Genomic DNA, 26,992 nt, shown 5'->3' on the forward strand with positions numbered 1-26,992 from the left:
ATAAATATAATGAAGAAATTCTTAATTCTAGCTTTCTTACTGTTGGGATGCTTTTCAATGGCAAGCTATGCTGCAAAACCCAAAGCAAAACATGTAGTCTACATCGGTCTTGACGGTTGGGGAGCATACAGTATGCCCAAAGCCAATATGCCAACCGTTAAATCACTGATGGAATCGGGATGCTATACCATGCAGAAAAGAACGGTACTCCCTTCATCGAGCGCAGTAAACTGGGCATCTATGTTCATGGGAGCCGGTCCCGAAGTTCACGGATATACAGAATGGGGGTCACGTACACCCGAACTGCCTTCACGCGTTATCGTGAAGAATAACATCTTCCCCACTATCTTCCAAATCTACCGTGACGCCAATCCAAAGGCCGAAATAGGAGTATTGAGCGAGTGGGCAGGTATCCAATTCCTGGTTGACACACTTTCTACCAACTATCATGCCGTAGCGCCGGACTATAACAAATTCCCGACCGCATTGTGCGAAATGGCCGAGAAATACATCAAAGAGAGCAAACCGTCATTGGTAGCCATCTGCTTTGACAATCCCGACCACGTAGGACACAAGGAAGGTCATGACACCCCGGCTTATTACAGCAAACTAGAAGAACTGGACGGTTACATTGCCCGTATCGTGACAGCCGTAAAAGAAGCAGGTATGTATGACGACACTATCTTTATCGTTACTTCAGACCACGGAGGCATCAAGAAAGGTCATGGCGGAAAAACAATGGCCGAGATGCAGACTCCTTTTATTATCACAGGAAAGAACATAAAAAAAACAGGAGAATTCCAAGAAAGCATGGTGCAATATGACGTCGCTGCTACCATGGCATACATTTTCGGATTAGAACAGCCACAAGTATGGACAGGACGCGCCATGAAACAAGTATTTAAATAAGACTCCACATGAAACTACGATTAATTACTTTAGCATTAATATCTGTTTTCTTCCTGACAGCAACGTCTGCCAAAAAGAAAACTCCGGCACCGACCAACGATCGCCAGCAATGGGTGGAATTATGCTACCGCATAGCCGCTCCAGTACTTGAAAACATGAGTAAGGGTGAACTTCAGAAAAATATGCAACTCGAGCTCAGCCCCACTTGGGACGGACGCGACAAGCGTGTGGCCTATATGGAAACTTTCGGCCGACTGATGGCCGGCATTTCACCTTGGCTGGCACTGCCGGACGATGATACCGAAGAAGGAAAGATGCGTAAGCAGATACGCGAATGGGCAGTACTCTCATACAAGAATGCCGTAGACCCCGACAGCCCCGACTTCTTATTGTGGGAAACCAAGTCAACACAACGATTGGTAGACGCTGCCTATATAGCAGAAAGTTTCCTGCGTGCACCCGAAGCCACTTGGCAATTGTTGGACGAAACAACTCAAAAACGCTATATCGAACGTTTCCAGCGTTTGAAAATCGTACGTCCGGCATATAACAACTGGTTATTGTTCCGTGGCTTGATTGAAGCATTCCTGATGTCGGTAGGCGAAGATGCCGACCAATATGTATTGACAGTTGCTTCCAACAAGATTAACGAATGGTATTTAAGCGACGGCTGGTACTCAGACGGTGCCGAGTTCTCGCTCGACTATTACAATGCCTACGTTATTCACCCCATGTATATTGAGATGCTGGAAGTACTGAACAAACATCGTTTCTGGACTCCTATCAGCACCAAACTGGCCATCAAACGTATGCAACGTTTCAATGTGTTTATGGAGCGTCTTATTTCTCCCGAAGGCACTTATCCCGCATTCGGCCGTTCAGTGGTTTACCGTATGGGAGCTTTCCAAACACTTGCCATGGCAGCATGGAAATACGGACTGCCCGAAGGATTGAGTAACGGCCAGGTGCGCAGTGCATTGACTGCCGTAATGAACAACATGTTCAAAGTGGAAGGTAATTTCAACGAAAAAGGATTCCTGCAATTGGGATTTGCCGGTCATCAGCCTGACCTTTCCAATTATTACACTAACAATGGCAGCTTGTATATGACCTCTCTGGTATTCATGCCACTAGGTCTGCCAGCCGACCATCCGTTCTGGAAAGATGCTGCCGAACCTTGGACTTCACAAAAGGCATGGAGTGGACAACCCTTCCCCATCGATGGACATCATTCACTCAGAACCGAATAAAGATTGACTTTAACATAATATTGTTTTAACATAGCGCTCCTCATTGTTTGTGAAAATAGTGAGGAGTTTTTTTATGTCCCTCAGCCACGGATAGAATAAAGGTTCTCCGTTGTAGAACCTTTTAGGCGAACCTTAGCTGAGATTTACAATTGTTCAATCTCTTCTATCGACAGTTCTGTATATTTGGCTATCGTAGAAAAGGGGATTCCGTCACTCTTCATTTTGCGGGCCGTTTCCGTCTGGGTCTTTTTCATCCCTTCTTCCAATCCTTTTTCTAGTCCTTCTTTCATTCCTTTTTCCATCCCTTCTTTCATTCCTTCTTCTGTAGCTTCCCTACGAATGTCTTCTTCCACTATCCGGCTTACCCGATAGCGGTCCACCGCCTTGTCATAAGCTATTCTGTTTTCTTCCGATAAATTGGCAACAGCGGCCAATTGGTCCAAGTACTTAAACACTTGTTCCTTCAGTGCATCCGGCATTCTGTTCCAGTCATTCATATTCTTCAATGCATACATTAGTTTATCATACAATGTCTCACATTCAGCAAGTTCCTTATTGAAATAAGGGAATTGCAGATAAATTTGTCGTAGATGGGGGTTGACCACCCGTCCCGTATCCCTGTCGGCGAGCACTATATCCGTACGGAATTTCTTATCCAGTCCGTCCTCCTTGAAATTCATCAGGAAGATGCCGTATACGGTACTCAGTCTATAACGGGAGCCATACGGGACACTACCTTCACATACCATGCCGTCCGTATCCTTCTCAATGGGTATCTTTATTGTATCGGGAGGCGGAAGCTCGGTCAGCCTGCCCACGGCACGGCATACATAATACAATGTACGGTCCAAAAAATGGCTGTGCCAGCGATTCTGCATCTCCACAATGATATACTCGCCACTGTCCGTGCGACAATAGAGGTCGTAAATGATACCTTTGTCATGCACATTGTCCGCATGGTCTTCCTTGTCAAGGAAACAAAGGTCCTCTATATGATGTTCGCCCGCAAGCAACTCATTCAGCAGGGTGATGAGCAGCCCTTTACTGGCAGGTTGCCCGAAGATGACCTTGAACCCTAGGTCAGTAAAGGGATTGACGAATCGTGACATACTCATTTTTTATTTGAAATCAAAAGTACGCATACTTTCGGGAACACCCAAAAGAATACATACTTTATTTTTCCAATATTGAGATTCCGGCAGCTCCGACAAGCGGTTCTTAGAATAATGACAAAGATTGCTCCCTTTTGGCTAAAAAGTCTTGGTCTTATTGAAAAAGCCTTAGTTCTTTTTCGGAAACTCTTTGGTCTTTTCCAAATACCTCAAGATCTCTCCATTATGATACGTTGACATCCGTTAAGATTGATGCTACTGAAGTAAAAGCTGGATACAGCAACACTGATGCTTCCAAAGGAACTGTTGTTGCTCCGACAGGAACAGTAACCACCAAAGATGCAAAAGGCGTAAGTGTTACCGACATGAAGAGCGGTGAGAAGGGTACATTGGTAGTAACCTTCACTGATAAGAATGGCGTAGTAACAACATCCACTATCGACTATCAGTATAACTAATAACAATCGCATCTGACTAACCCTCAGAACGGTTTAGACTAAATAAAGGGGTTGTCAAAACGTGGATAATGCTGTCGTTTCGTTCGTAGGGGCGAGGTTCGCTCGCCCGAAAACAGTTTACTTTGTGTCTTCGGGCAGGCAAACCCTGCCCCTACAGCTGACGATTGGATAGGCTGGTTTAGTTTTGACACTCCCTTTTTTTTTGGGGGGGCACACATTGTTCTCTTGGGGATTAAATATCATATCACAAACAAAGGGAAGCATAAGCCGTTTCTTAGGGTCAGCCAAGGCCTTTTGAACGGAAGATTATTACAGTCTCCGTCAATGGACTGTACAATCCACTGTAGCAGACTGTACGGTCCACTGCAACGGACTATACAGTCCACTGCCGGAGTCTGTAGTAATCCGACGGACAGATGGGCATAACCGAAAGGACGAAAACGCTTAGTCCGACTAATGAAACGGCTTAGGGAATTCTAAACGCACGCAGGGTTTGAAAACCGGAGGAGACAACATCCGGTGACAGGTGTTTGATGGAGATGTTAAGTCTTCAAGAATAATGCCTAGCTCCCTTTTTTACTCGAACAGAACTGCCGAAAGAGAAATGCAAACCCCTACCGGCTGAACAATGGGAAGACAACGTTGGACAAATCCAAGGCATGTCAGAGGGAACAAAGCTCAGCAACACTGTATAGAGGCTCACCTCCATGAGGGTGTATCGAAACTCTCATAAACTAACAGTCGAGGATGTGTCAAAATAAAAATGACCCTTCCGAAAGAAGATGTGTCAAAACGCCCTTTTTATTGAAATCACCCTCGCTACAACTACCTGTGGCGAGGGTGACTAGAGCCGTATCGAACTCTGTTTCGAGTAATGATACGGCTCTTTCTCTTGCTTTTTTAGGATGCTCAAGTGTCAGATTAAAAGTTCTTCTTTGGTTTAATCCTGTTTTGACACCCTCAATTTCGATAAAAGGGAAGTTTTGATACATCCCCATTCTGCGGATGGTAACAGAAAAGCATGGAGGAAAGCTGAAAAGAATGTATTATTGCGGCTGATACACCTGCAAAGGCAGTTCTCCTTTCAATGCCCCTAAAGCATTGAATGCCAACGAACCCATTTCATCCTCTCCCGGAATCAATACAACAGGTGCCAGATAATCTATCTGTTCACGAAGGACACCTACACAATAATCGCTATGGGCTATTCCGCCTGTCAGAATAATGGCATCCACTTTCCCGCGAAGAGAAACGTACATCGCCCCTACTTGCTTGGCAACCGTATAAAGCATGGCATCCAGCACTCCTTTATAGGGCTCCTCGCCTGTTTCGGCTTTATGGGCAATAGAAGCGACATCATTTGTTCCGAGATGGGCTATCAGGCCGCCCTTGCCGTTCAGCATCTTCTTCACCTGACGCAACGTATATTTCCCGCTGAAACACAGTTCGGCAAACTGGTCGGCAGGAATAGTGCCTGCACGTTCCGGGCTGAAAGGACCTTCACCGTTCAAGGCATTGTTTACATCAATCACTCTGCCTTTACAGTGAGCACCTACCGAGATGCCGCCTCCCAAATGAACTACAATCAGATTCAATTCTTCATAATGCTTTCCGATGGAAGCGGCATATTTGCGGGAAACTGCCTTACTGTTTAATGCATGGAAAATAGAGATGTGTTCTATCTCGGGGATACCGGTATAGCGTGCCGCCGGCTGCAGTTCATCCACCACTTCCGGGTCGGCAATATAAGCGGGACAACCACATTTCTTCGCCATTTCATCGGCAATTAAAGCCCCCAAATTACAAGCATGCTCCATGCGTGCATGAAGCAAATCGTATTTCATCTGTTCGTTAATGGCATACACTCCGCCCGGAGTCGGTTTCAGCAAGCCGCCTCTGGCAATCACTGCATCAAACTCAATAGGGATGCCGGCCTCAGCCAACAATCGGAATATAAAATCCCTGCGATACTCATATTGCTCATTCACATGATGAAAATGCTGCAAGTCTTCTGAGGAATGGTGGGCACCTGCCGCCCATATCACTTTCTCATCTTCAAAGAGAGCCAACTTCGTGGAAGTAGAGCCCGGGTTAATGACAAATATCTTCATATAACTTTAAGGTTTTATCCGGCCACGCAAGCCAATGCTAAACTGTAATATTTCGAGTTACCTGAGTCGGCGCGTGAAGGGACAACTACCGGAGCAATGGTTCCGCGCAGCATACCGGCCATATTAGCATCACCGAACAGGGAGACTGTTTTATAGAATGTATTGCCTGATTCGATATTGGGGAATATCAACAGGTCAGCATGTCCCACTACCGGCGAACTGATGCCTTTTACCTCACCGCTATGAGCATCACAAGCTGTCTTTACATCCATCGGGCCATCCAAAAACATGGAACCGTAAGCACCGGATGCCGCACGTTCCTTTAAAGTAGCATAGTCAAGGGTATGGGGAAACTTTTCATTTATCTTTTCTGTGCAATGAATCAGCGCCACACGCGGTTCGGCAATTCCCAGACGACGGCAAACTTCCAAATCGTATTTCAGCATGGCCTCAAACTGGGCCAATGTAGGGCGGGGGATTACTGCCGCATCCGAGAAGAACAATAATTTATTGTAAGTAGGTATCTGAGCCACTGTAATATGACTCAAGACATTTCCTTGGGGAAGCAAGCCATGCTCCTTATTAAGAACCGCACGCAACAGATTGTCGGTATTGATTATTCCTTTCATCAGCACATCGGCATGTCCTTCTCTGACCAATGCCACGCCTTCCTGGGCTGCCTTGTCGGGACTTGTCGCCTCATAGACTTTTACATGCTCCGGATACTGCAACCGGATATATTCGGCATTCAATAAATGGGGAGTATCAGCCACCAACAGGAAATCGGCGAACCCTTCGTGCAAACTGCGGATGATAACATACTCCGTATGCGGGTCGTTAGGGCAAACCACTGCAACTCGTTTACGCTCTTTCTGCGCACGTAAACGGCTGATTAATCGGGCAAAGTCCTGTATAGGTTCCATAATCATCAGATTTTTAGCAAATATGAAAAATAAATCTGGATTTATCCCTATCTTTGCTTAGTTTCTATGAATAATTTAACTTATGAAAACTTTTCAAACATTTGACATTTCAGCAGAGTACGATGATATACACCGCACATTCCCCTGCTACAAGAAAGCACCTGTTATCGGCTTGACCGGAAACTTTCGGGATGGGGAGTGCACTTTGGCAGAAGGATATTTTACTTCCATTCTGAAAGCAGGAGGAGTCCCCTTTATCATTCCTTCATTCGATGACACTAACAGTTTGATTAATGCGCTTGAGTCATTGGACGGAATCCTGCTGACAGGAGGCGCGGACATCAATCCACTCTTCATGGGCGAAGAGCCGGTAAAGGAACTCCACAGTATTAACCCGCACCGCGACAGACAGGAACTCTTATTGACAAAGTTGGCGGCCGACAGGCAAATCCCGATATTAGGTATTTGCCGTGGCATACAGATAATGAATGCCGCCCTCGGAGGAAGCCTGTATCAAGATATCCACTCACAAATGGAAGGAACGCGCATAAAACACGACCAGGATTTAGAAAGAAGTTATGCATCACATTCGGTTCAGATAGAAAAAGACTCATTACTGCATCATTTATTTAAAAAGGATGCCTTGCCGGTGAACTCTTTCCATCATCAGGCCGTAAAAGAGGTCGCACCGGGTTTCCGTGTGTGCGCCCGGGCTGCCGACGGAGTTATAGAAGCAATGGAGTCTGCTGAATATAAATCAATGTTGGGCGTGCAATGGCATCCCGAGTGTTTCATCTTACGAGGTGACGAATGCATGATGCCACTCTTTAACTGGCTGATAAAGGAAGCCGCTTCTTTTCAGGAAGCCAAACGTCTGCACAGCCGTATGATTACACTCGATTCGCATTGCGACACTCCGATGTTCTTTGACCGGGGTATTGATTTTGCTTCCCGTGACAAGAAGATATTAGTAGACTTGCACAAAATGACGGAAGGAAGACTGGATGCCACAATCATGGTAGCCTATCTGAAGCAGTTGGAACGTACCGACGAGGCTTTGCTGGCAGCTACCGCCAAAGCCGACCGTATTCTGAACGAAATAGAAGAGATGGTTGCCAAAAACTGTACAGCTGTTGATTTGGCTTATACGCCGAACGATTTATTGCGGTTGAAAATGGCAGGAAAGAAAGCCATCATGCTGGGAATAGAGAATGGTTATGCCGTTGGCAAGGATATAAGTAATGTGGAGCGTTTCCGAAACCGCGGAGTGGTGTATATGACGCTCTGCCACAATGGAAATAATGACATCTGCGGTTCGGCGCGCGATAATGCCGAAGGACTGGGAGTCAGTGCTTTCGGAGAAGACGTAATTAAAGAGATGAACCGTGTAGGCATGATGGTAGATATCTCGCATGCCGGAGAAAAAAGTTTTTATGATGCGTTGGAAATCAGCACACAGCCGATTGTCGCCTCCCATTCTTCTGCACGTGCATTGTGCGACCATCCGCGTGACTTGACAGATGCCCAACTGAAAGCTCTCGCTGCCAAAGGAGGGGTAGCCCAAGTGACACTATACGACGGTTTTCTGCGGAAAGAAGGCCATGCAACCATTAAAGACGCCATCAATCATCTGAACCACATGGTGAACATTATGGGAATAGAATATGTGGGTATCGGTACCGACTTTGACGGTGACGGAGGCATCATCGGTTGTGCTTCTGCATCGGAGCTCATCAACTTCACCCGCCAATTATTGTTAGAAAGATATAGCGAAGAAAGTATCCGGCTCATCTGGGGAGGAAACTTCCTGCGGGTAATGGAAGAAGTACAAAGAAAATAATGTAACTTTGCAGCCGGACAAAGTGGAAGATTTAAAAGAGAAATATATGAAGAATAAGAACATTTTAACCATCCTGTTCCTGATGCTCATACTGACCGTCGTTTCTTGCGGAAACAGCAATAAGAAAAGTGACCGGATAGATGCCGTGGAGAAAGAAGTAATCAAAGCACCCGATTTTAATGCAGACAGTGCTTATGCATACGTTCAGACACAAGCGGACTTCGGTCCGAGAGTACCGAATACAAAGGCACACGAAGAATGTGGAGAGTTTTTGGCTCAACAGCTGGAGAAGTTTGGAGCCAAGGTTTACAATCAGCGCGCAGACCTTATTGCCTGGGACGGAACCATACTGAAAGCACGGAATATCATCGGAGCCTATAAACCCGAAAGCAAAAAACGCATCATGCTTTGCGCACATTGGGACAGCCGGCCGTATGCCGACAATGACCCCGACCCAAAGAATCATCACACGCATATCCTCGGAGTAAATGACGGCGCAAGCGGTGTAGGTGTATTGCTGGAAATCGCCCGTCAAATTCAACAGAAAGAACCGACACTGGGTGTCGATATCATATTCTTTGATGCGGAAGACTACGGAACGCCGGAGTTTTATACAGGACAGCCCAAACAGGACACATGGTGTCTGGGCTCACAATTCTGGGCACGTACCCCCCACGTACAGAATTACAACGCCCGTTACGGCATTTTGCTCGATATGGTAGGCGGCAAAGATGCAACCTTCTATTATGAAGGCTATTCCTCGGAAACGGCACGTTCCGAAATGAAAAAAATTTGGAAAAAGGCACATGAACTGGGCTATGGCAAGTATTTCGTGAAAGCAGACGGCATTCCTGTAACCGACGATCACTTGTATGTAAACAAATTGGCACGCATCCCATGTGTAGACATCATCAATTATGATGCCAATAACGAGCGTTCTTCTTTCGGCTCTACCTGGCACACAATAAACGATACAATGGATAATATAGACCGCAATACGCTGAAGGCTGTCGGTCAAACTGTGATGGATGTAGTTTATAACGAGAAATAAAATTCAAGACAATGAAAACAATAAATGAACTTCAAGATGAGGTTATAGAGGAATTCAGTGATTTTGACGACTGGATGGACAAATACCAATTATTGATTGATTTGGGAAACGAGCAAGAACCACTCGACCCTCAATATAAAACGGAACAAAACCTGATTGACGGTTGCCAAAGCCGTGTATGGTTACAGGCTGACCTGACAGACGGCAAGGTGATTTTTCAAGCAGAAAGCGATGCATTAATCGTAAAAGGCATCATCGCATTGCTCATAAAAGTCGTATCAGGACACACCCCCGACGAAATATTAAACAGCGATTTCTACTTTATAGAGAAAATCGGTCTGAAAGAACATTTGTCACCCACACGTAGCAATGGCTTGCTGGCTATGGTAAAGCAGATGCGTATGTATGCCCTGGCATTCAAAACAAAGATGGAAGGCTAAAACCGTTTGAACGGTAAACTACCAACGGATTCACTCCATTTATTTCAGGTACAGACTTCACGGACAAACGCGGATTTCTTTTACCCTATAGATTCCGTGTTGTTCGTGCCTGAAATCAACTCTCGCGGCCTGCACGTATTTAATTCACTTTTCTACCCCTTATCAAGACCTTTTGTCCATCCGACAAGGTAGTGGCAAAGATATAATCTTCCCCACCCTCTTTCAGCTTCAACCTTTTCCGCAGTTCGGCTACCGAAGAAGGAAAATTGCGGACAGTAAGATTGGCCTTTTCAAGATTCTGCAAAAAGCCTTTCAGTTCCTTCTTGCCAAAGCCTGTCACCGACTCTACCTTGAACTTTCTTCCGGGAAAGTCAGCCACAAAAGAGGAAGAGGTATATAAATGACTATTCACATGCAACTTCTTTACAGGATATGCCTGAGTCAAAGAACGGAAAGCTCCGGCTTTCAGGATAGACGCATTCGGTTCATATAAATATGTTTCCACTTGCCCGGCCAAAGGACACGACGATAACTTCTCCTGTTCTTGAGTAAACACATAATGCTGGCTCTCCCCTGCTTGTGTACTCAGTTCACAATGAATAAGAAGATTCGATGAAATGGGGCTTTTTTGCAATAGAAGAAGCAGTTCCTTACACTCATTGTTCACAGATACAATATGTACCTCACTAACTGTTTTCAACTCTTTCAGAGCTAAAGACAAGTCCAGCATCGGTGACAGTTTTACCATTACCTTATCGGCTTTCTCAACCAGCAATGACTCCAATGCGCTAATATCCGGCTCACAATCCGAAATAGCAACCGTCTTACCTCCATGCCCGTCCCGACGGGCAGGATCCAGAAATAGACAGTCTACATGAGACATATTACGCAGGTAGTCCACCCCATCCATATGATGAATACGGATATGTTCCAGACCCAATAAAGGGAAGTTATGTGCAGCCAGCGCACATAATTCATCCTGACGCTCCACATAATCGGCATGTGTAAAGCGGCGGGAAATAAAAGCACAGTCAATTCCAAAACCACCGGTCAAATCAGCAAAAGACTCCCCTTCCACCAGATTGGCCTTATACTTTGCCGTCAACTCGGACGAGCACTGTTCCATTGACAAATGTCGGGGATAAAGCAATCCGGACAATGCATACCACGAAGGCACCTTCTGCTCCGCTATTTGTCGTCCGGATATCTGTGTCACAGCCCATGCCATATCCACACCCGGATATTTCTTCCCCTGCAAGGCAAGAGCCCGGACATCATCATGACTATGTTCCTCGATGAAACGGAGGGTTTCTACCGATAAATTCATGTTATATCTTGTTTGTTATAATACGGATTTCAACAAGCCGGGAATTTCAATCTTGCAACATTCCATTTCGGCCAGTACCTTCCGTCCTTCGGCCGTCAATGAAAAATACATCTGCCGTCTGTCATTACTCCCCAAATTACGTTCTATATAGCCCTTGTCTTCCACTGTCCTGATTACTTTGGAAGTATTCGAATGAGTCAGGTTCAGTTGCTCTGCTATCTCTCCCGAGGACAATCGCTCATACCGCGAAAGACAACACAGCAACATTCCCTCATTCAGACAAAGGTGATGCGTCTTTTCAAATCGTGCTTCAAACAATGCAATAGCCCGATAGAGGTCTCTGATTTTACATAATGTATCCATATCTTATTCTTTTGAACAGCTATTGCACAAAAATACTTATTTTTTCAATAGAAACTCATCAATAGCCTTCTTAAAAGCTTCTTTGGGAAGAGCTCCCTGTGCCATTTCCGGCTTTCCGCTCATCGGTATAAACAGGATGGAAGGGATGCTGCGAATACCGAAAGCACTCGCCAATTCAGCTTCTTTATCCGTATCTACCTTATAAATGACAATCTGTCCGTCATACTCTTTTGCAAGCTCGTCCAAAATAGGAGCTACCATTTTACATGGACCGCACCAAGTAGCATAAAAGTCGACAATCGCTGGTTTGTCACCTTCATATTTCCATTCATCGGGATTTTTCTCAAAGTTATATACCTTTTCCAAAAATTCCGCTTTCGTCAAGTGAATGACTTTAGCTTTAGATTCTTCTGTAGCAGTCACCCGATCTGAATTAGCATTACTATTTGTTCTTCCGCATGCCGCTGTCGACATCAGTACAATTCCCAATAAAAACAATGTGATTCTTCTCATAATTATTTCTCCTTCTTTACTTGTTTATCCGCTTTAAATGAACTTAATACCAATCCTCCCATAGCGGCTCCCCAAATGGAGCTATTAATGGGAGAAGACGTTATAGGGCAACTTCCTGTGGAGCATCCCACAAAATGCCAGTACAAGAAGCCGCCCAAGGCTCCCGATACAATGCCGGCAATCGTCCACCCATACCCCTTAAAAAACTCTTTCATCATAATCTTTACTTTTAATATTAAACTAAGTACCTATACCATAGATTATTTCCAATGGAAACTTTTCCAAAAGTATTTCTTGGTTTCCTATAAAACAAATTTCCTTGGGAAAATATTAAAATAATAACTTTCCTTCACTATTCCGGTCATTGTTTCGCCCATTCCAGCACCGTCGGGCTTTGCACATCTACTCCGAATGCAGCTGCCTTTTTCAGAATATTACGGGCTAACTCAGGCTTCTTCTCTTCAGGGGCATAACGAAAATAAGCCTCGGCAGCTCTGACATGAGCCGCATCGGGCATGGGGTAAGCTCTTTCTTCGGGCAAGCCAAAGTCAGAATCACTTAATTCTTTGCGTTCTTCGGTATCCAATCTATCGGACCCTGCCATTTCTCTTCTTTCCATATTGATAATAAATGAATGGTTTAAACAGATAACAGATGACAAAGCCCGAAAGATGGATAGAAAGAAGTTAATCTTACTCAATATTTCATCCGACAGAGACTCAACCTACTATATATTTAGAACTCCTGCCTGTCAATTTACGAATCAAGTTGACCAGTAGCCACGATACGCCAAATGCCACCATAGCTGCTGCCGGAATCTGAATACAAATAGGCACCCCGATGGTACGCATCAAAAGGACACCGGGACCGGTGAAGAAAAAATGAACCATATATACCCCGAATCCGCAGATTGTTAAATTAGCCAACAACTTCTGAACAAATTCCGAGCGCACATTTACTTTCTTAGCCAATAAAAAGAAAGGTATCGTCATCATAACTACATTCAAAGAGTTGTAAGTAAAGAACAGTTCAAGCAGTTCATCGCTATATTCAGGCAAAGAAGTCACATGGCGGAAACCGAAGAAAGTCACCGCAAATCCGACCAAGAACATGGGAATTCCGAAAGCCAGGATTCTGCCCAACGACCAGTCTTTATTGCGCAAATAGTGCCCCAACAATAAATATCCGTTGAAACCGGCAAAATAATAAAGCATGCCGAATGAGTTCCATGAACAGCTACCCCATAGATAAGGCGAAACATATTCATAATAATAAGGTAACAAAGTGGTAATCCCCCAAGCGGCCAAAAACCATAATTGAGCTTTCTCTGATGCTTTCTCCACCCATGCAGAAAAAATGGGTAAGTAAAGATACAGCCCTATCAACAAATAGATATACCACATGTGTACATCTAAAAGAGAAAAGTTCAACGGAATCTCTGCAATATTCTTCAATGAGACGCTCAAAGCCTGACGAGTAGCCTCTTCGCCCGAATAAGGAAAGAAATTGAGAATCACTTCCGGTTTGAATCCCAACAAACCGGTAATCCAGGGAAACAGATTATAAAGTACAGACCAAATGAGAAACGGCCAAAATACACGACTAATCCTTTTCTTATAAAAAACTGACGCTTCCCCCCGCACCGGCAACAGTAAAGCCCCTGTTATCATGACGAACAAAGGAACACAAGGACGGAGAAAGGCTCCGTAAGCCGCTCCCCAAAACTTTATTTGTTCAAGCTCGGCAGAAGGTTCGCCCGAATAAAAATTAAATGGGTCTGCACAATGACAGCAAACCACTGTAAACATTGCCACGAAACGGACAACATCCAACCAAACTACACGATTCTTAGCAGTAGATAATGTACTAGTGTTATTCATAGATGAAAATTTTATTGAAGCCGTAAAGGTATATCTTTTTTAAAGATGTTCCATGACTTTACAACAAAAAAGAAGAGGATGTTCTCACGAACACCCCCCTCGATAATCTAAATCACTATCTTAATGTGTGAAGAGAGCCTCTTATTCTTCAGCAGCTTCGGGATCCATCACAGAAACCGAATAAAATTTAAATTCGGACATTGTCCAGAAAATGCTGCCCGTGTTAGTAGCATTAACGACCAGTCGGATTTGACTGAACGGCTGTGGCGCTTCATAAATCTCGGAAGTAAATGTACCCGTAGAAGTAACCGGAAGTCCGTCTGCCTCTTTGGTAAATTTACGGATAAGAAACCAGTTGGTACCATCCGTGCTACCCATCAAGTCAAAGTCCGTCGGCTTGTTATTACCGTTATTACGAGGTGCATAATAAAACTTATAGGAGCCTGTTATTTCTTCTTTCAAATTAACCTGCAGCCAGTGGGGAGCCGGTATACTGACACTCCATGCTGTATGGAAGAAAGTACCGGTATTGCCATCCAGCAAATTAGCAATAGGTCCTTCACTCGGTTCCTGTGCATTCGTGCTCAGGTCAGCGGCAGTCAAAGCTATCGGTGTGCTCACAAAAGTAGGCAATGCCGGTTCCGAAACCTTGGAAATAGTTTGAACCGCACTTTTATCACCTGTAGGGCTAACCGTTTGTACCGAGAACTGATACTCACCATATTTCTCGCGAGTATCCGGTATTTCAATACTGTCTGCATAAATGCTGGCAGTGCGTACAGCATCTTTTTTCAGCAAGTGGTCATAATAGCTCACTTCAATATAACGGATACTTGCATCTTCAGGAGTATCCCAGCGAAGCACAATGCGTCCGGAAGTACTTTCTGCTGTCAAGTTCGTAATTTCGGCCGGTGTAATCCCATCTTCATCACTGCTGCAGCTGATGTTCACCAAGGCAACTCCAACCAGGAGCAATCCGGCATAATATTTGAATGTATTCTTCATCTTTATTCTATTTTGATTAATAACCAGGATTTTGAACCAGATTCATGTTACGGTTGATATCTGTTAAAGGAATAGGCATCAAGTATTGGGTCGGACTTTCAAACTTACGCTCAAAGGTCACTTCAGTTTCTTGTGCAAACTCGTCTATGGTCTTGCCTGCAATATTCATCCCCTTAGCCTTTACACCAAAATATTCTTCGGCCTGCTTCCAACGGCGCAAGTCCCAAAAAGTCTGGTTTTCCAGATAGAACTCAATGGTGCGTTCCTGACGGACAATCTCACGCAGCTTGGCCTGGTCTAATGTAGCAATGCCATTCCATGATGTTTCTACCGTGGGGATACCGGCGCGGGTACGCACTTTGTCCAAGTAAGTCTTTGCAGTATTTAAATCATTACACTCCACACAAGCCTCGGCATATCCCAAATACAGTTCTGCCAAACGAATGACAGGCCATGGATAGAACGGCGGATAATATAAAGAGGTACGCACGTTGTAACCGGGAACCACTCCCTTTTTGTTCAGATAGCCGGTAGGTGAATAGTTATTAGTACGCAGACTGCTTCCTGCCGGCTGACGAGAAGTATTGCCGCCTATCACAAAGTCGCATACTAATTTTCCTTGAGAGTCATCACTGTATTTATTATAGCTCTCATCATTCTGATAAGCCCCATTACCATCTGACGCACTCATGATTTCAAAGAATCCTCCTTGGAAAGCAACCCATGAATAAAAACGAGGTTCACGATTCAAGTTAAAGCGGATGGTCTTTGCATCCGGCTCACCGATAGCCGCATTTTCTTCACCCAAAGCAGTCACTTCATACATACCGTTGCCTTTCGGGAACTCGGGGTCCTGGTCAATAGGAAGTCCGTTCTTGGTATAGAAACGCTTCAACATGGCAAGAGTCGGAGACACACCATTGTAAGCAGATCCGTTACAGAATGGAAGAGACTTGTTTTGGACACTATAGGCACCTTCCGAACGGCAATCAGCCCAGATTACTTCTTTATTGGCAGGTTCAATAATAGTATAGCGCAATCTGTGTTGCACAGGGTCGACAGGTTCTGCATTGTCATATCCGTCCAACATATAATCTGTACTGGTATAAAGACTGTGTCCAGCTCCTTCTGCCGCACGAATCGCTTCTTCATAAGCCACCTTAGCCTTCTGCCATTTCTCTGCACTATATGCTTGAGGCATCAATGCCGCTCCGTCTTTATTGACAAAGTTGGAATAGAATTCGCTGTTTCCGTTAAACAAGGGGGAAGCGGCATAAAGCAGCATTCGTGCCTTTAGTGCCTTGGCAGCCACACTTGTAGCCAATCCGTAGTTCTCATTGATACGGGTTGCAGGCAGTTCGGCAGCAGCCTCATCAAACATCTGGCAAACATAATCCACACATTCATCATAAGGCGAACGTGCTGCATATTGGTCTGCAGGAGTAGTAAGTGACGGTTCTTCCTTCACCAGAATAACCGGTCCATAGTTACGTACCAGCAAGAAATGATAATAAGCTATCAAGAACTTAGCCTGGGCAATATAGTCCGCCTTAATAGAAGGCTCCAATGCAGGAACCATATCAATATTGTTCAGCAAGATATAGCATTGCTTGATACCTTGGAACAAAGAGTTCCAGTACGAGATAACCGGATTAGAGGCTGAATAGTTACCTTTAGGAAAGGCAGCAAATGTTTCATGCTCAAAAGCCGTTACCACTTCATCAGAAGTAAAGAGGTCCAATGAGCCCGTACCGCTTCTCGGATTAGGAATATATGCATAGCACGAATAAACAAAACGTTTTGCAGCATCTTTGTCTTCAAATGCATCTTTTTCCGTCGCCTTTTCGTCAGGAACAACATCCAAGTAATTGCAAGAAGACAATATGCCCAAAAGCAGACAAACCGCTACAATAAATATTTGATTAAACTTTTTCATATCTGTTCGTTTTTGGATTATTTAAATGACAACTGTAAACCAAGATTAAAGGTACGCTGAGTCGGGTAGCTCAAACCTTTACCGCCACCCATTTCAGGGTCCCAAAGATCGAAAGGAGAGAAAGTGAGCAAGTTAGCTCCACTTACATAGAAACGAACTTTCTTCCAAGTATAACCTATTTCTGCATTTTTCAGTTTCAGGAAAGCACCATTGCGCAACCAATAATCTGATGATTGAGTATTGTGATTGTTATCATTCTTAGTCAAACGCGGATAAGCGGCATTAGGATTCTGATTAGTTGGTGACCAATAGTCATCAGAAATCCATGACAATACATTACGGTTATACTGAGTACCGAACGGGGCAAAACCAGACATCATCAACGAAGTATTGGCTACGCCTTGGAAGAAGAAAGAGAAATCCCAGTTTTTATAAGAAATGGACGGACCAAAACCATACACAATTTCAGGCACAGTAGGATAACCCATGGCTACACGGTCGTCGCTCGTGATTTTTCCATCATAGTTACCGTCTCTGTCGGGCTGGTCTACATATTTAATATCACCCGGAGCGATAGCGATATTACCCAATGTAGAAGTTGCACTATTAGCGATATCAGCCTGGTCAATATAAAGGCCGTCGGTTACATAACCGTAGATGGTATTCAGCTTCTTGCCGATATTAGACAGAGAGGGACGCACACCGGGAGCCTCGTCATATTCCAAAATCTCATTGCGTGCAAAAGTAAATGTTCCTTTAAACTGAATAGCAAGGTCTTTATTGATTTGCTTTCCATAATCAAGCGAGAGGTCGAAACCATAGTTCTTCACTTTAGCCAAGTTACCATAAACGGCTGTGCTGGCTGTACCAAGGTAGTTAGGAATAGAATAGCGCTGCTGGAATATATCACGACGGATTTCGCGGAAAGCATCCACAGTAACATTAACGGAATTGAACAACTGCATATCAAGACCCACGTTCAACTTCTCACCCACTTCCCATGTCAAGTCGTTGTTCTGATAACGGGTATATACAGGACCCTTTAAAGAAACCTGCTGCTTGTCACCTGTAGTAAATCCTGCATTATCACTTTGAAGCGTGATATCGGACATATATATGAAACGGATAAGGCCACCAGAAGAATCGAGCAATTGGTCATTACCTACCAAACCGTAAGAAGCACGCAGTTTCAAGCTGGAAACAACATCTTTCAGAGGTTCGAAGAAACTTTCCTGACTTACATTCCAACCTACAGCCACAGAGGGGAAGAAGCCCCATTTATGTCCTTTGGCAAAGTTTTCGGAACCATTATAACCGGCATTTACTTCCAACATATAACGATTGGCATAATCATAAGAAAGACGACCTGCAAAGCCCATCTTACGTCGGGGAAGTGAGGCCACCAAACCGCTAGGAGCATTATTATCGTATTGGTCAATATTCCAAAGAAGCATACCGCTCACATTGTGGTCACCAAATTTATTCATATAATCCACATAAGACTGGAAATAAATACGGCGGTCACCCGAAACGCTCGAAGTTGTACTCAATACCGGCTTGCTTGGGTTGGAAGAACCAAACGGAGATATGTTCAGATTATAAGTACCGTCAGCATTCTGAGTATAGCCGGTCAATGTATAACGGTTAATGCCTTGCGAACGGCTGGTAGTGGTTTTATTATAGTTCTTATAAGAGAACAAAGCCTTAAAGCGAAGCCCCTTCAACAGAAAATCCAACTTTTGTTCAAAGTCAATATTAGCCATTACCGTACTTTCAAAAATATCAGTATAGCCGTTGGTCAAGCTGGCCATCGGGTTGACTGCACCCTGGTCGTTACCGCCGGCATACGCTCCCCAATAAATCCAGTTGTTCACACCGTCTGCCGGATAAGCGATAGGGAAGTCGACCGGATTAGAGTTCATTACAGCCCCATACAAATCGCCTACAGAAGTGTTAGGTTGTGTCAAGTCATTCAACTGCACATTCAGGTGCAAAGAAATGGTTGAAGTCTTAGACATGTGGAAATCAATATTGTTCTGGAAAGTGTACTTCATCAAATCAATATTATTCTTGTAGGAGAAATACTTGGATGCTTCATTTTTAAGCATACCGGTTTCATGATTGGCTCCCACATTCATGAAGTAAGTAATCTTCTTCGTACCTCCACGGATATTGAAGTTGGCTTTTTGGTTGAATGCCAAATCCTTGAACAAAGCACCATACCAATCCACATTAGGCCAAATATAAGGATTCACCCCATTGCGGGTATTCTCTATTTGCTCGTTAGTGTAGAGAATATTACCTGTCCCTTCATTGGTCACAGCTTCATTATACAGTTCCATGTAGCGGTATCCGTCTACAAAGCTAGGCACTTTTGTAGGTTGCGTAATATTTGTTTCCACACGCACACCGATGATGGGTTTCTCAAGGTCGGCACCGCTTTTGGTTGTAACAATCATTACACCGTTAGCTCCACGTGTACCATACATGGCAGTGGCAGTAGCATCTTTCAAAATAGAGAACCCTTCTATAATTTCAGGATCCAACGCATCCAAGTCCGACGAACTTACTTCCACTCCATCCAAAATAATAAGCGGAGAAGTCATACCACTCAAAGTAGAAATACCACGAATGTAGAAATCAGAGCCATTGCTGCCTGGCTGTCCGCTGCGCTGATAGGCGATAACCCCCGAAAGACGTCCGGCGAAAGAGTTAGAAAGATTAGCCGACGGCACTTTCAAGTCATTGGGACGTACTGTCTGGATAGAACCCACAATAGACTCTTTCTTCTGTCCGGTTCCGAAAGCCGTAACCACAACCTCTCCCAAGGTCTCGCTATCCTCCTTCATTTTAATCCTCAAGCTCTTTTGGTTTCCCACTTTTACTTCTTGAGTTTTATAACCGATATAAGACAAAATTAAAATGTCTTTCTCAGACGCATTTATGACAAACTTACCGTCATAATCGGTAATTGCCCCTAAAGTAGAATTTCCCTTAATTCGGACATTAACACCGATAATAGGCTCGCCTGTTTCATCTACTACAACTCCCTCCACCTTACGATTTTGCAGAACGATAGTTGATTCATCTGTAACAGGAATGCCGGATGCATCAATTCCCGAAAAAAAGGAGCATAGCAAAACTGTCAATAGAAACGTTTTTTTCATAATACTCTCTAATTTTATGTTAATAAATAAGCAATGTCATTTATTTCCCATAAAAACGGCTAACACATCATTTGTCGAATCAGTTTATGCTCATATTTTAACTCTACCTTAAGTTAATTTTTTAACTTAAACTTGATGTTATAACCTATATTCTTAGTTCCTGTAGAACTAAGAAACGTAGATATACGATATTATAAATTGACTGATTTATGATATATTGAAATAATACATATTGATTCATTCTACCTCTATTCTACCTATATATAGTATGACAATGAGCGATAAAAGAAGAAAAGAACGTTTCATTTGCATAAAAACAACCTGTTTGGCATTCTACTTTTTATATAATTAGTTCTTTTTTTATAAAAAAATTCCTCCCACTCCTTTTATATCTTAAAAAAATTATATATTTGCACCCATTATATAAAGCCATAAGATATTCTTAGTTCTACAGGAACTTTATATGACTGCATAAACTCCCCTACCCAGCGTAGTTTCAAGCTAACCCTTAATGTATAAAATAGAAAAAGAGTAGAAACACTGATACATAACATGAGGGAATAATAGCTGTCATCTCTAAGCATATCAACCTGAGTGCCGTTTATCGCCGGTTCCATGGTAAAAGCATCTTTAGGCCATCCCATTATACGAATGCTATCATTTACCGCAGCAAACGAGTCTACTACAAAAAGAAATATAAATATATTCAGAGCCTGTTTAAAAATGATTGAAATCTTTTTATTATAAAGTTTCCATATCAGCCGAATCATTTCTTTTTTGAAGTGACCAAACTAAAAAATGTATCGGGCTGATTTAATGGAAACAGAGTGGCAATATATAACAAAAACATTTCTTCCCTCCTCCTTTCATTGACCACTGAAACGCCCTGTTGATGAAGGTTCCGGTAGTGAAGGGACATCCCATCACTGCCCTTTCAGCCTCCTTTCATTCGTAAAACTTCTTTCAGCTTTAATTTTTTCTATAACGCTTTCATTTACGGTAGGGGCGGACCCATGTGTCCGCCCAATGGCTTAAAGCAGACTGTTCTCGGGCAGACACACGGGTCTGCCCCTACAGAAAACGGTAGTCTAAAAAGATGTGTAGAAAGTACACAAGGGAATTGCTGAAGGCAAATTGTGAAGGGACTCGGAAAGCGCAGCTGAAGGGAGGATGAGGGGATGTGCTGTCATTCTTAACCGACTGATTGTCAGTATGCATTAACTCAAATGTAAGGATGAAGGGAGAAGAAGGAATGACCAACTTAATGAGGGGATGACCAGCTTAGCGAGGAAATGATGCTATCTGCCCCTACGTGAAAAAGATACCGAGGTTTATTAAAAAGATACCGAGCTTTCTTAAAAACATCAAGGTCTTTTTGCGCCATCGGTCACACGTAGGCACGCATCGGTCTACACATACGGTGGCATAAGCCCACACGTACGTACGCATAAGCCTGCACGTATATATGCAAATATACTGGGATAAATATACTTAATAGTACCAAATCCGCAATTCTCGCTATCGGAAAGAAAATAGCATACAAATTATAGTTGCTAATTTCGTAACTAACGATATAAAAGTTTGCCTTATCGCTTCAATGATAGAGCAGATATGAAAACAAATACCAAGCCACCGAGAAACGAAAATTAATATAAATTACTATTTGTACGTGCTTGGTAGAAAAAAAGTAGCACTCAATTCCATTTCTTTTCTGATAAAGTAGCCCTGTTTTATACACAGAGTTTATTGACAGGATAAATCAGGTAGAAAATATATTATCAAGAAAAATACTAAATTCTAATAATCAGTTCAAAAAGGAATATTCCTATCTTATAAGATACACTTCACAGGTTCTAAAACGCATCGCAAAGTATCAAAAGAACTTAGCTATGAATAAAGACATTAAATATTGCATTAAAGATTTGTTTTCCTACATAAAGGTAAGTCTTTATTGGTGGTTTATATCCACCACAATCTTATCATTTCTTCTATACTACAATGATTTATATCATGGGTTTATTCATGCGGGAAAGATTTTGTTTATAGGATATTTACTTTTCCATCTAATCCTTGTAGTGCTTGTACCTATGTGTCTTATTGCTTTAGACAAAATTATAAGCTCTTTTATTGATAATTGATTTATACCTCCTTTTACGAGCACATTGTTCCATATATTTATCGAGACAATTATTAAAAATAAAGGTAAAGAAATATAATATGAAAAAGAGTAAAAAAATTCTTTTTGAATTACCAATAAAGCCAAGAATTCTGATAAATACAAATGCAAAAAATCCCAGTGGAATACTTTCAAATGACATAATAGTGATTATTCTTTTAAAAATAGTTCTATTCATCGTGTCGACTCCCTTTTCGTTTTCCAAATTAAATTTTCTTCTTTTTACTTTTGAAAAATGGCTAAGAATGCAAAGATACATCCAACCTACTTTGGCAAATGCCATAGCATAACATTCCGCAATAAGCATTGTGTAAGGTAAGTTATCTAAGTATAGACATATATTGTTTTGAACCCAATAAAATAAAACTGCACTTATAATTGTTGTAGGAATAAAATATTTTATAGGTTGTCCCAACTCTGTTGCACTTAAAATATTATCAAATAGTTCCATAGCTAAGTTCTTTTGATACTTTTAAATTGTTAATTAATATTACGCAAAGGTAAGTAATATCAGACAATAATGAAAGGAAAAATCGAATTTATTAGGATTTTAGTTCTTGTTTATAATTTAATATATCTATATTTGCAATAAATATAATCTGTTTGAATTGGATTATTAAATTAATGGGAGTGACACGATATTATATCTGTCGAAATTTGGAGAATTAAAACATGAAACCAGTTTTATCATTTCGGTTATTTCATGAATTAATTTTCTAAAGTCCAACAGTAAAAAATCGCAGTTCCCGCGCTCCTTATATACAAACCGGCTTTTGGGGAACAAAGCCGCCAAAACTTAACACTATGGAACTAACATTACCCGGTTCACTGTCGAGAACCCTCTTTCTTGGAGCAATCTGCTCTTGTCTGTTATTCACTTCTTGTTCGGAAGATGATCCTGTGAAATCTTACTCTAATTACCGGATTACGGTCGATGCTGTTTCGCCTGTATCATTTACCGCATTGGGAGAAATCAAAACCATCGCTGTTTCTGCCAGCAAAGAAATCTATTGGGACGGTAAACCATCCGGAGAAAAGGAGCCCGCAAAGGTTACGGCAAGCGTGGAAGGAGAGCAGTTTATTGTTGAATCATTAGAAACTGAGGCGGGTTTGCAGTTGAAAATTACCGCTAGGGAAAATAAAACTGAGCAAATGCAAAAGGGCAAGGTTATACTGGCTATAGAAGATGATTCCGTTACCGAAATTCAGACTTTGGAACTTAACCAGGATGCTGCCACCATGGAATACGGGGCATACGAGATTACTTTTGATTACGAACAGGCATCATTGGATTACAATGGCGGGGCCGGTAGGGTAGCTTTCACATGCCAACGCGAGATGATAGTGAACGGCAACCCGAAGGGAAAGGTACCTTATTCACTGAATGGTGTAAAGTATGAAGCCTGCCAGTTTAATGACATTACCTATCAGATAATTAAAGATGGAAAGGAAACTGGGAAATATATGCTGGAATACAATCAACCGCAAGCTGTATCCTTGCATGAAGTGAATAATATTTTTACACTGATTGAAGGATCCGGAAAGGAGGAAAAAGAATTGGCTTCATTCAGCATTCTATTAGCCGCCAACCCTAACGGTGAAGATCTATGGTTCGTGACCGAGAAATTGACGGGTATCTATCAGGGAGAATAATGGGATGAAAAAGCTAATGATACTGCTGTGTGCCGTTTTGGGCATACAAGTCATCCATGCCGGTGACATAGTGGATCCGGAAGGTTTGGCAAAGGTGAAAATCATCAATTATGTGAATGACCCATATTGGGAGAACTGGGGAGGGAAAGCCACTTTTATGCTATCAGGAGATGTCATGGTTTCGGGACATGGATTTGTTTATGAGGGACAAATAAATACCCCGGAAATCAACGGGACCAATGTACAGATTCGTATAGGCCTTTATCAGAACCGAATACTCAAGCAATTGTCTTCAATTAAGAATATGAAAGTAGCCCGAAATAAATTCAATTCATTCGTGTTGCCTTTTATGGTAAAAGTTCCCGGTGGTGATTATGATTTGAGGACTTTGATCAAGTTCCCGGAAGAGGACACCTGGAAAGTAATTATGTCGGAGGACCATGGAATAAATGTCACTTACCAACGTTTCACAGTTTATGACCGGCCTAGAGCGCCCTTCTGTAAATATTTTGCAGCTGATTGGGAATTGCCTGGCGATGTGGGCAATGACGCAGGTTCAATACCTGAAGTTATACCGGGTGAGTTGTTTACGATGACTGCCAAATTCAATAATCCGTCCGGTTATAAATTAAAGGGGAAAATAAAAGTGGTATTCGAAAGAAATTACAAATGCTTCTTGAGGTATGAAAACAGCAGCGTAATCCCGGAAGACAAGGACATGCGTATTGACATATCTGAACCAATTCCCCTTGAAATGGAACCCGGTACCAAGGCACAGTTTGAGATTCCCTGTATGTTTAAGGAATACATAAATGTGGGCGATACCTGGACGCCGTCCTGCTATCTTTATTTCCAAAGTGAAGGGAGTACCAGTTGGGAACTGATACCGCCTGATACAAGTAGCTATTTTGAAGAAAACTCGCACATGAGCACTACTTGCCTTGGCATCAATCGTAGGAAAGTTTTCTTGGGAAAAGGAGAACTGTCTGACACAGACTTGTCCCATGACATTAAAATAATCTACCACGCCAATGGAGACCAATCAGTCTTTGAATATCGCGATGGCTACCTGGAGATTGAAGGGGTAGACTCGGATACTTATGTTTTTACCAGTAGTTCGTGCCCGGATATAGATCCTACGGACATAACCGGAATCCGGGGCGGTAAAACTATCCGGATAAGCATTTCAAAAAGTAAAGGCGGTTACTTTGTATGCTTCAGGGGAAAAATAAACCGCAATGTAAAACTATATTTCTAAATAAGCCATGAAACAAACAACAATATTATTGGCACTCGTATTGTGCCTTTACGGTTGTAGCGAAAAGGAAGACGCGCAATCGGAAATAAGCTATCTGAAAATCAAGACCAAAGTGGAATCGAGGAGCGTATCCGATTTTGTAGGGAATGAAGTCATGAAACTATGGATAACCAAAGGAAGCCTTACTGACGCACCTTATGGTGGAGATACCGAAACGACCGCTTCTTACGGGGAAAACGAGTGGCAGCTAAAAGACCAAATTCAATTGACTGAAGATCCTGCATACGTCTATGCCTGCTATCCTTCTTACGGAGAAATGGAAAACGGGAAATACAGAATAGACAATCGCGGGCATGACTATTTGTACGCAGGAGGCGGTAACATCGCCACACAGACCAAGCCCAATGTTGTCCTGACCATGAAACATGCGATGACATGTATTGGTGTCAATGTAAAGAAAGGCAATTATCAAGGGAGCGGTAATTTTACGGCATTGAGAGTCAGAAAGGCCGCATGGAGCTATGATGAATGGGAAGGATACCATGGCTATGGCTACTTGGATCCGGCTACGGGAGATTTGGAATACAACAATGAAGACCGGTGGGATACTTGGTTTAATTGTGAGAAGCAATTCGAGATGAAAGTCAATACTGACGGCTGGGACGATGGCAGCGTGCCAAGTGTTGCGCCTTTCCCATTCCTTGCTTATGAGAACGCAGTTCAAGTGCATTATACAATAGACAACCGCGATTACGAATTTGATTTGCCGGCAAATATGCGGTTTGAGAAGGGAAAGAAGTATATATTCGATATTACCATGAACCAGGTGGATGTTATTTCGGTCCGTTGCGTCGACTGGGAAACAAGCCACATTGAGACGGGGGAAATAAAAATCTACCCGGGAGGTTTGAAATATCAGGAAAAGGTATCGGCCGGGAATTTGACGGTAACCATCCCCGACCTTGGCAATATTGATGGCACCGTGGACTGGGGAGACGGTAATAAGGAGACATATCAATCCGGATTGGCTCATACCTATGCTACTGCGGGGACCTATAACATCACCATCACTACATGGTCTGAATATCCAGTCGCAAGTTTATCCATAGCCAACAGGAACTTCATCAATTTCAGAGGCATGAATTAGACAGGTAAGCTTTAATATGATGAAAGTTGTCTTATAAGAATTAATTGTATAATAAGAAGAGGGGAGGTTTTAGCAATACAAAATCATCCCTCTTTTTGTATTCAACCTTTTGATAAAGTGACAAAATCATGGCGTTTTTTCAAGAAGGTGATGTGTATTTCTACTACACGATTGACGGGCACAGGTGTGTGTTTGACCTTTCTGTAATGAAATTTAAGAAGGAGAAAATATATATTCGATGCCAACTAAATGTCGTTGATCCATAACTGTTCGTTGTGTGGATTGGGAGACAAACTATGTGGACATGGGGAAACTCAAGTCCGAGCTGGGGGACTGAAATACCAGGAAAGCGTTTCAAACAAAAATCTGACGGTAGCCATACCTGATATGGGTATAGTCTGGAGTCATTGAATATGGTGACGGAAATCAGGATAAATATCAATCAGAAATTATCCTTACCTATGCGGTTGCAG

The 26,992-nt window shown here is 42.8% G+C and carries 24 protein-coding genes; 9 read left to right on the forward strand and 15 right to left on the reverse strand.

Annotated features, from left to right (window positions below; genetic code table 11):
- Window positions 1-9 precede the first annotated feature (9 nt).
- Window positions 10-909 (forward strand): alkaline phosphatase, encoded by a 900-nt coding sequence (locus IR173_RS05990; RefSeq protein ID WP_237038764.1) that lies wholly within the window; start codon window positions 10-12, stop codon window positions 907-909.
- 8 nt (window positions 910-917) lie between these two features.
- Window positions 918-2,159 (forward strand): DUF2264 domain-containing protein, encoded by a 1,242-nt coding sequence (locus IR173_RS05995; protein WP_237038765.1) that lies wholly within the window; start codon window positions 918-920, stop codon window positions 2,157-2,159.
- A 143-nt stretch (window positions 2,160-2,302) separates the two neighbouring features.
- On the opposite strand, the gene IR173_RS06000 is transcribed toward IR173_RS05995, so the two are convergent.
- Complete coding sequence (locus tag IR173_RS06000) at window positions 2,303-3,268, reverse strand: PD-(D/E)XK nuclease family transposase (RefSeq protein ID WP_237038766.1); 966 nt, start codon at window positions 3,266-3,268, stop codon at window positions 2,303-2,305.
- 236 nt (window positions 3,269-3,504) lie between these two features.
- Here IR173_RS06000 and IR173_RS06005 point away from each other — a divergent pair, with 236 nt between their 5' ends.
- Complete coding sequence (locus IR173_RS06005) at window positions 3,505-3,729, forward strand: hypothetical protein (RefSeq protein ID WP_237038767.1); 225 nt, start codon at window positions 3,505-3,507, stop codon at window positions 3,727-3,729.
- A gap of 752 nt (window positions 3,730-4,481) precedes the next feature.
- Here the strand turns inward: IR173_RS06005 and IR173_RS06010 are convergent.
- Genes IR173_RS06010 through IR173_RS06020 form a run of 3 tightly spaced genes read right to left on the reverse strand, consistent with a single transcriptional unit; the run spans window position 4,482 to window position 6,763 of the window.
- Window positions 4,482-4,727, reverse strand: coding sequence for a hypothetical protein (locus IR173_RS06010; protein ID WP_237038768.1), 246 nt, complete (start codon window positions 4,725-4,727; stop codon window positions 4,482-4,484).
- Between the two features lie 48 nt (window positions 4,728-4,775).
- Entirely contained in the window at window positions 4,776-5,840 is a 1,065-nt protein-coding gene (buk, locus tag IR173_RS06015; RefSeq protein WP_237038769.1) for a butyrate kinase, read from the reverse strand.
- A 14-nt stretch (window positions 5,841-5,854) separates the two neighbouring features.
- Window positions 5,855-6,763 carry a phosphate acyltransferase gene (locus IR173_RS06020; RefSeq protein ID WP_237038770.1) on the reverse strand — a complete coding sequence of 303 codons (909 nt, stop codon included), beginning with the start codon at window positions 6,761-6,763 and terminating at the stop codon, window positions 5,855-5,857.
- A gap of 82 nt (window positions 6,764-6,845) precedes the next feature.
- On the opposite strand from IR173_RS06020, the gene IR173_RS06025 reads away from it, so the two are divergent.
- From IR173_RS06025 to IR173_RS06035, 3 genes are read left to right on the forward strand one after another with little or no spacing between them, the layout of a single operon-like run.
- Window positions 6,846-8,603: a membrane dipeptidase gene (locus IR173_RS06025; protein ID WP_237038771.1), complete on the forward strand. Its 1,758-nt coding sequence runs from the start codon at window positions 6,846-6,848 to the stop codon at window positions 8,601-8,603.
- 46 nt (window positions 8,604-8,649) lie between these two features.
- Complete coding sequence (locus IR173_RS06030; protein WP_237038772.1) at window positions 8,650-9,654, forward strand: M20 family metallopeptidase; 1,005 nt, start codon at window positions 8,650-8,652, stop codon at window positions 9,652-9,654.
- A gap of 11 nt (window positions 9,655-9,665) precedes the next feature.
- Window positions 9,666-10,094: a SufE family protein gene (locus IR173_RS06035; protein WP_237038773.1), complete on the forward strand. Its 429-nt coding sequence runs from the start codon at window positions 9,666-9,668 to the stop codon at window positions 10,092-10,094.
- Window positions 10,095-10,233: 139 nt separating this feature from the next.
- Here IR173_RS06035 and IR173_RS06040 read toward each other — a convergent pair whose 3' ends face one another.
- From IR173_RS06040 to IR173_RS06090, 11 genes are all read right to left on the reverse strand, one after another.
- Window positions 10,234-11,421, reverse strand: a complete 1,188-nt coding sequence (locus IR173_RS06040) for a class I SAM-dependent methyltransferase (protein WP_237038774.1) — start codon at window positions 11,419-11,421, stop codon at window positions 10,234-10,236.
- Window positions 11,422-11,436: 15 nt separating this feature from the next.
- A complete protein-coding gene (locus IR173_RS06045) occupies window positions 11,437-11,784 on the reverse strand; it encodes a MarR family transcriptional regulator (RefSeq protein ID WP_237038775.1) in 348 nt (115 codons plus the stop codon).
- 36 nt (window positions 11,785-11,820) lie between these two features.
- Entirely contained in the window at window positions 11,821-12,297 is a 477-nt protein-coding gene (trxA, locus tag IR173_RS06050; protein WP_237038776.1) for a thioredoxin, read from the reverse strand.
- 2 nt (window positions 12,298-12,299) lie between these two features.
- The gene (locus IR173_RS06055; RefSeq protein WP_237038777.1) at window positions 12,300-12,515 is read right to left on the reverse strand and encodes a hypothetical protein; all 216 of its coding nucleotides are present in this window, start codon (window positions 12,513-12,515) and stop codon (window positions 12,300-12,302) included.
- A 143-nt stretch (window positions 12,516-12,658) separates the two neighbouring features.
- Window positions 12,659-12,916: a DUF6582 domain-containing protein gene (locus tag IR173_RS06060; protein ID WP_237038778.1), complete on the reverse strand. Its 258-nt coding sequence runs from the start codon at window positions 12,914-12,916 to the stop codon at window positions 12,659-12,661.
- Window positions 12,917-13,016: 100 nt separating this feature from the next.
- Window positions 13,017-14,177: an acyltransferase gene (locus IR173_RS06065; protein WP_237038779.1), complete on the reverse strand. Its 1,161-nt coding sequence runs from the start codon at window positions 14,175-14,177 to the stop codon at window positions 13,017-13,019.
- A gap of 141 nt (window positions 14,178-14,318) precedes the next feature.
- The gene (locus IR173_RS06070) at window positions 14,319-15,182 is read right to left on the reverse strand and encodes a discoidin domain-containing protein (protein ID WP_237038780.1); all 864 of its coding nucleotides are present in this window, start codon (window positions 15,180-15,182) and stop codon (window positions 14,319-14,321) included.
- A 16-nt stretch (window positions 15,183-15,198) separates the two neighbouring features.
- Complete coding sequence (locus tag IR173_RS06075; RefSeq protein ID WP_237038781.1) at window positions 15,199-17,118, reverse strand: RagB/SusD family nutrient uptake outer membrane protein; 1,920 nt, start codon at window positions 17,116-17,118, stop codon at window positions 15,199-15,201.
- A 17-nt stretch (window positions 17,119-17,135) separates the two neighbouring features.
- On the reverse strand, window positions 17,136-20,285 hold the full coding sequence (locus IR173_RS06080; RefSeq protein ID WP_237038782.1) for a SusC/RagA family TonB-linked outer membrane protein: 3,150 nt from the start codon (window positions 20,283-20,285) through the stop codon (window positions 17,136-17,138).
- Window positions 20,286-20,704: 419 nt separating this feature from the next.
- The gene (locus IR173_RS06085; RefSeq protein WP_237038783.1) at window positions 20,705-21,055 is read right to left on the reverse strand and encodes a hypothetical protein; all 351 of its coding nucleotides are present in this window, start codon (window positions 21,053-21,055) and stop codon (window positions 20,705-20,707) included.
- Between the two features lie 1,332 nt (window positions 21,056-22,387).
- Entirely contained in the window at window positions 22,388-22,912 is a 525-nt protein-coding gene (locus IR173_RS06090) for a hypothetical protein (RefSeq protein WP_237038784.1), read from the reverse strand.
- Window positions 22,913-23,265: 353 nt separating this feature from the next.
- Between IR173_RS06090 and IR173_RS06095 the strand changes: the two genes are divergently transcribed.
- Genes IR173_RS06095 through IR173_RS06105 form a run of 3 tightly spaced genes read left to right on the forward strand, consistent with a single transcriptional unit; the run spans window position 23,266 to window position 26,519 of the window.
- A complete protein-coding gene (locus tag IR173_RS06095; protein WP_237038785.1) occupies window positions 23,266-24,114 on the forward strand; it encodes a hypothetical protein in 849 nt (282 codons plus the stop codon).
- A 4-nt stretch (window positions 24,115-24,118) separates the two neighbouring features.
- Window positions 24,119-25,372 carry a hypothetical protein gene (locus IR173_RS06100; RefSeq protein ID WP_237038786.1) on the forward strand — a complete coding sequence of 418 codons (1,254 nt, stop codon included), beginning with the start codon at window positions 24,119-24,121 and terminating at the stop codon, window positions 25,370-25,372.
- A gap of 7 nt (window positions 25,373-25,379) precedes the next feature.
- Window positions 25,380-26,519: a fimbrillin family protein gene (locus tag IR173_RS06105; RefSeq protein ID WP_237038787.1), complete on the forward strand. Its 1,140-nt coding sequence runs from the start codon at window positions 25,380-25,382 to the stop codon at window positions 26,517-26,519.
- Window positions 26,520-26,992: the final 473 nt, after the last annotated feature.

Source organism: Phocaeicola faecalis (genome assembly GCF_021730445.1).
In the GTDB taxonomy this organism is placed as follows: Bacteria; Bacteroidota; Bacteroidia; order Bacteroidales; family Bacteroidaceae; genus Phocaeicola; species Phocaeicola faecalis.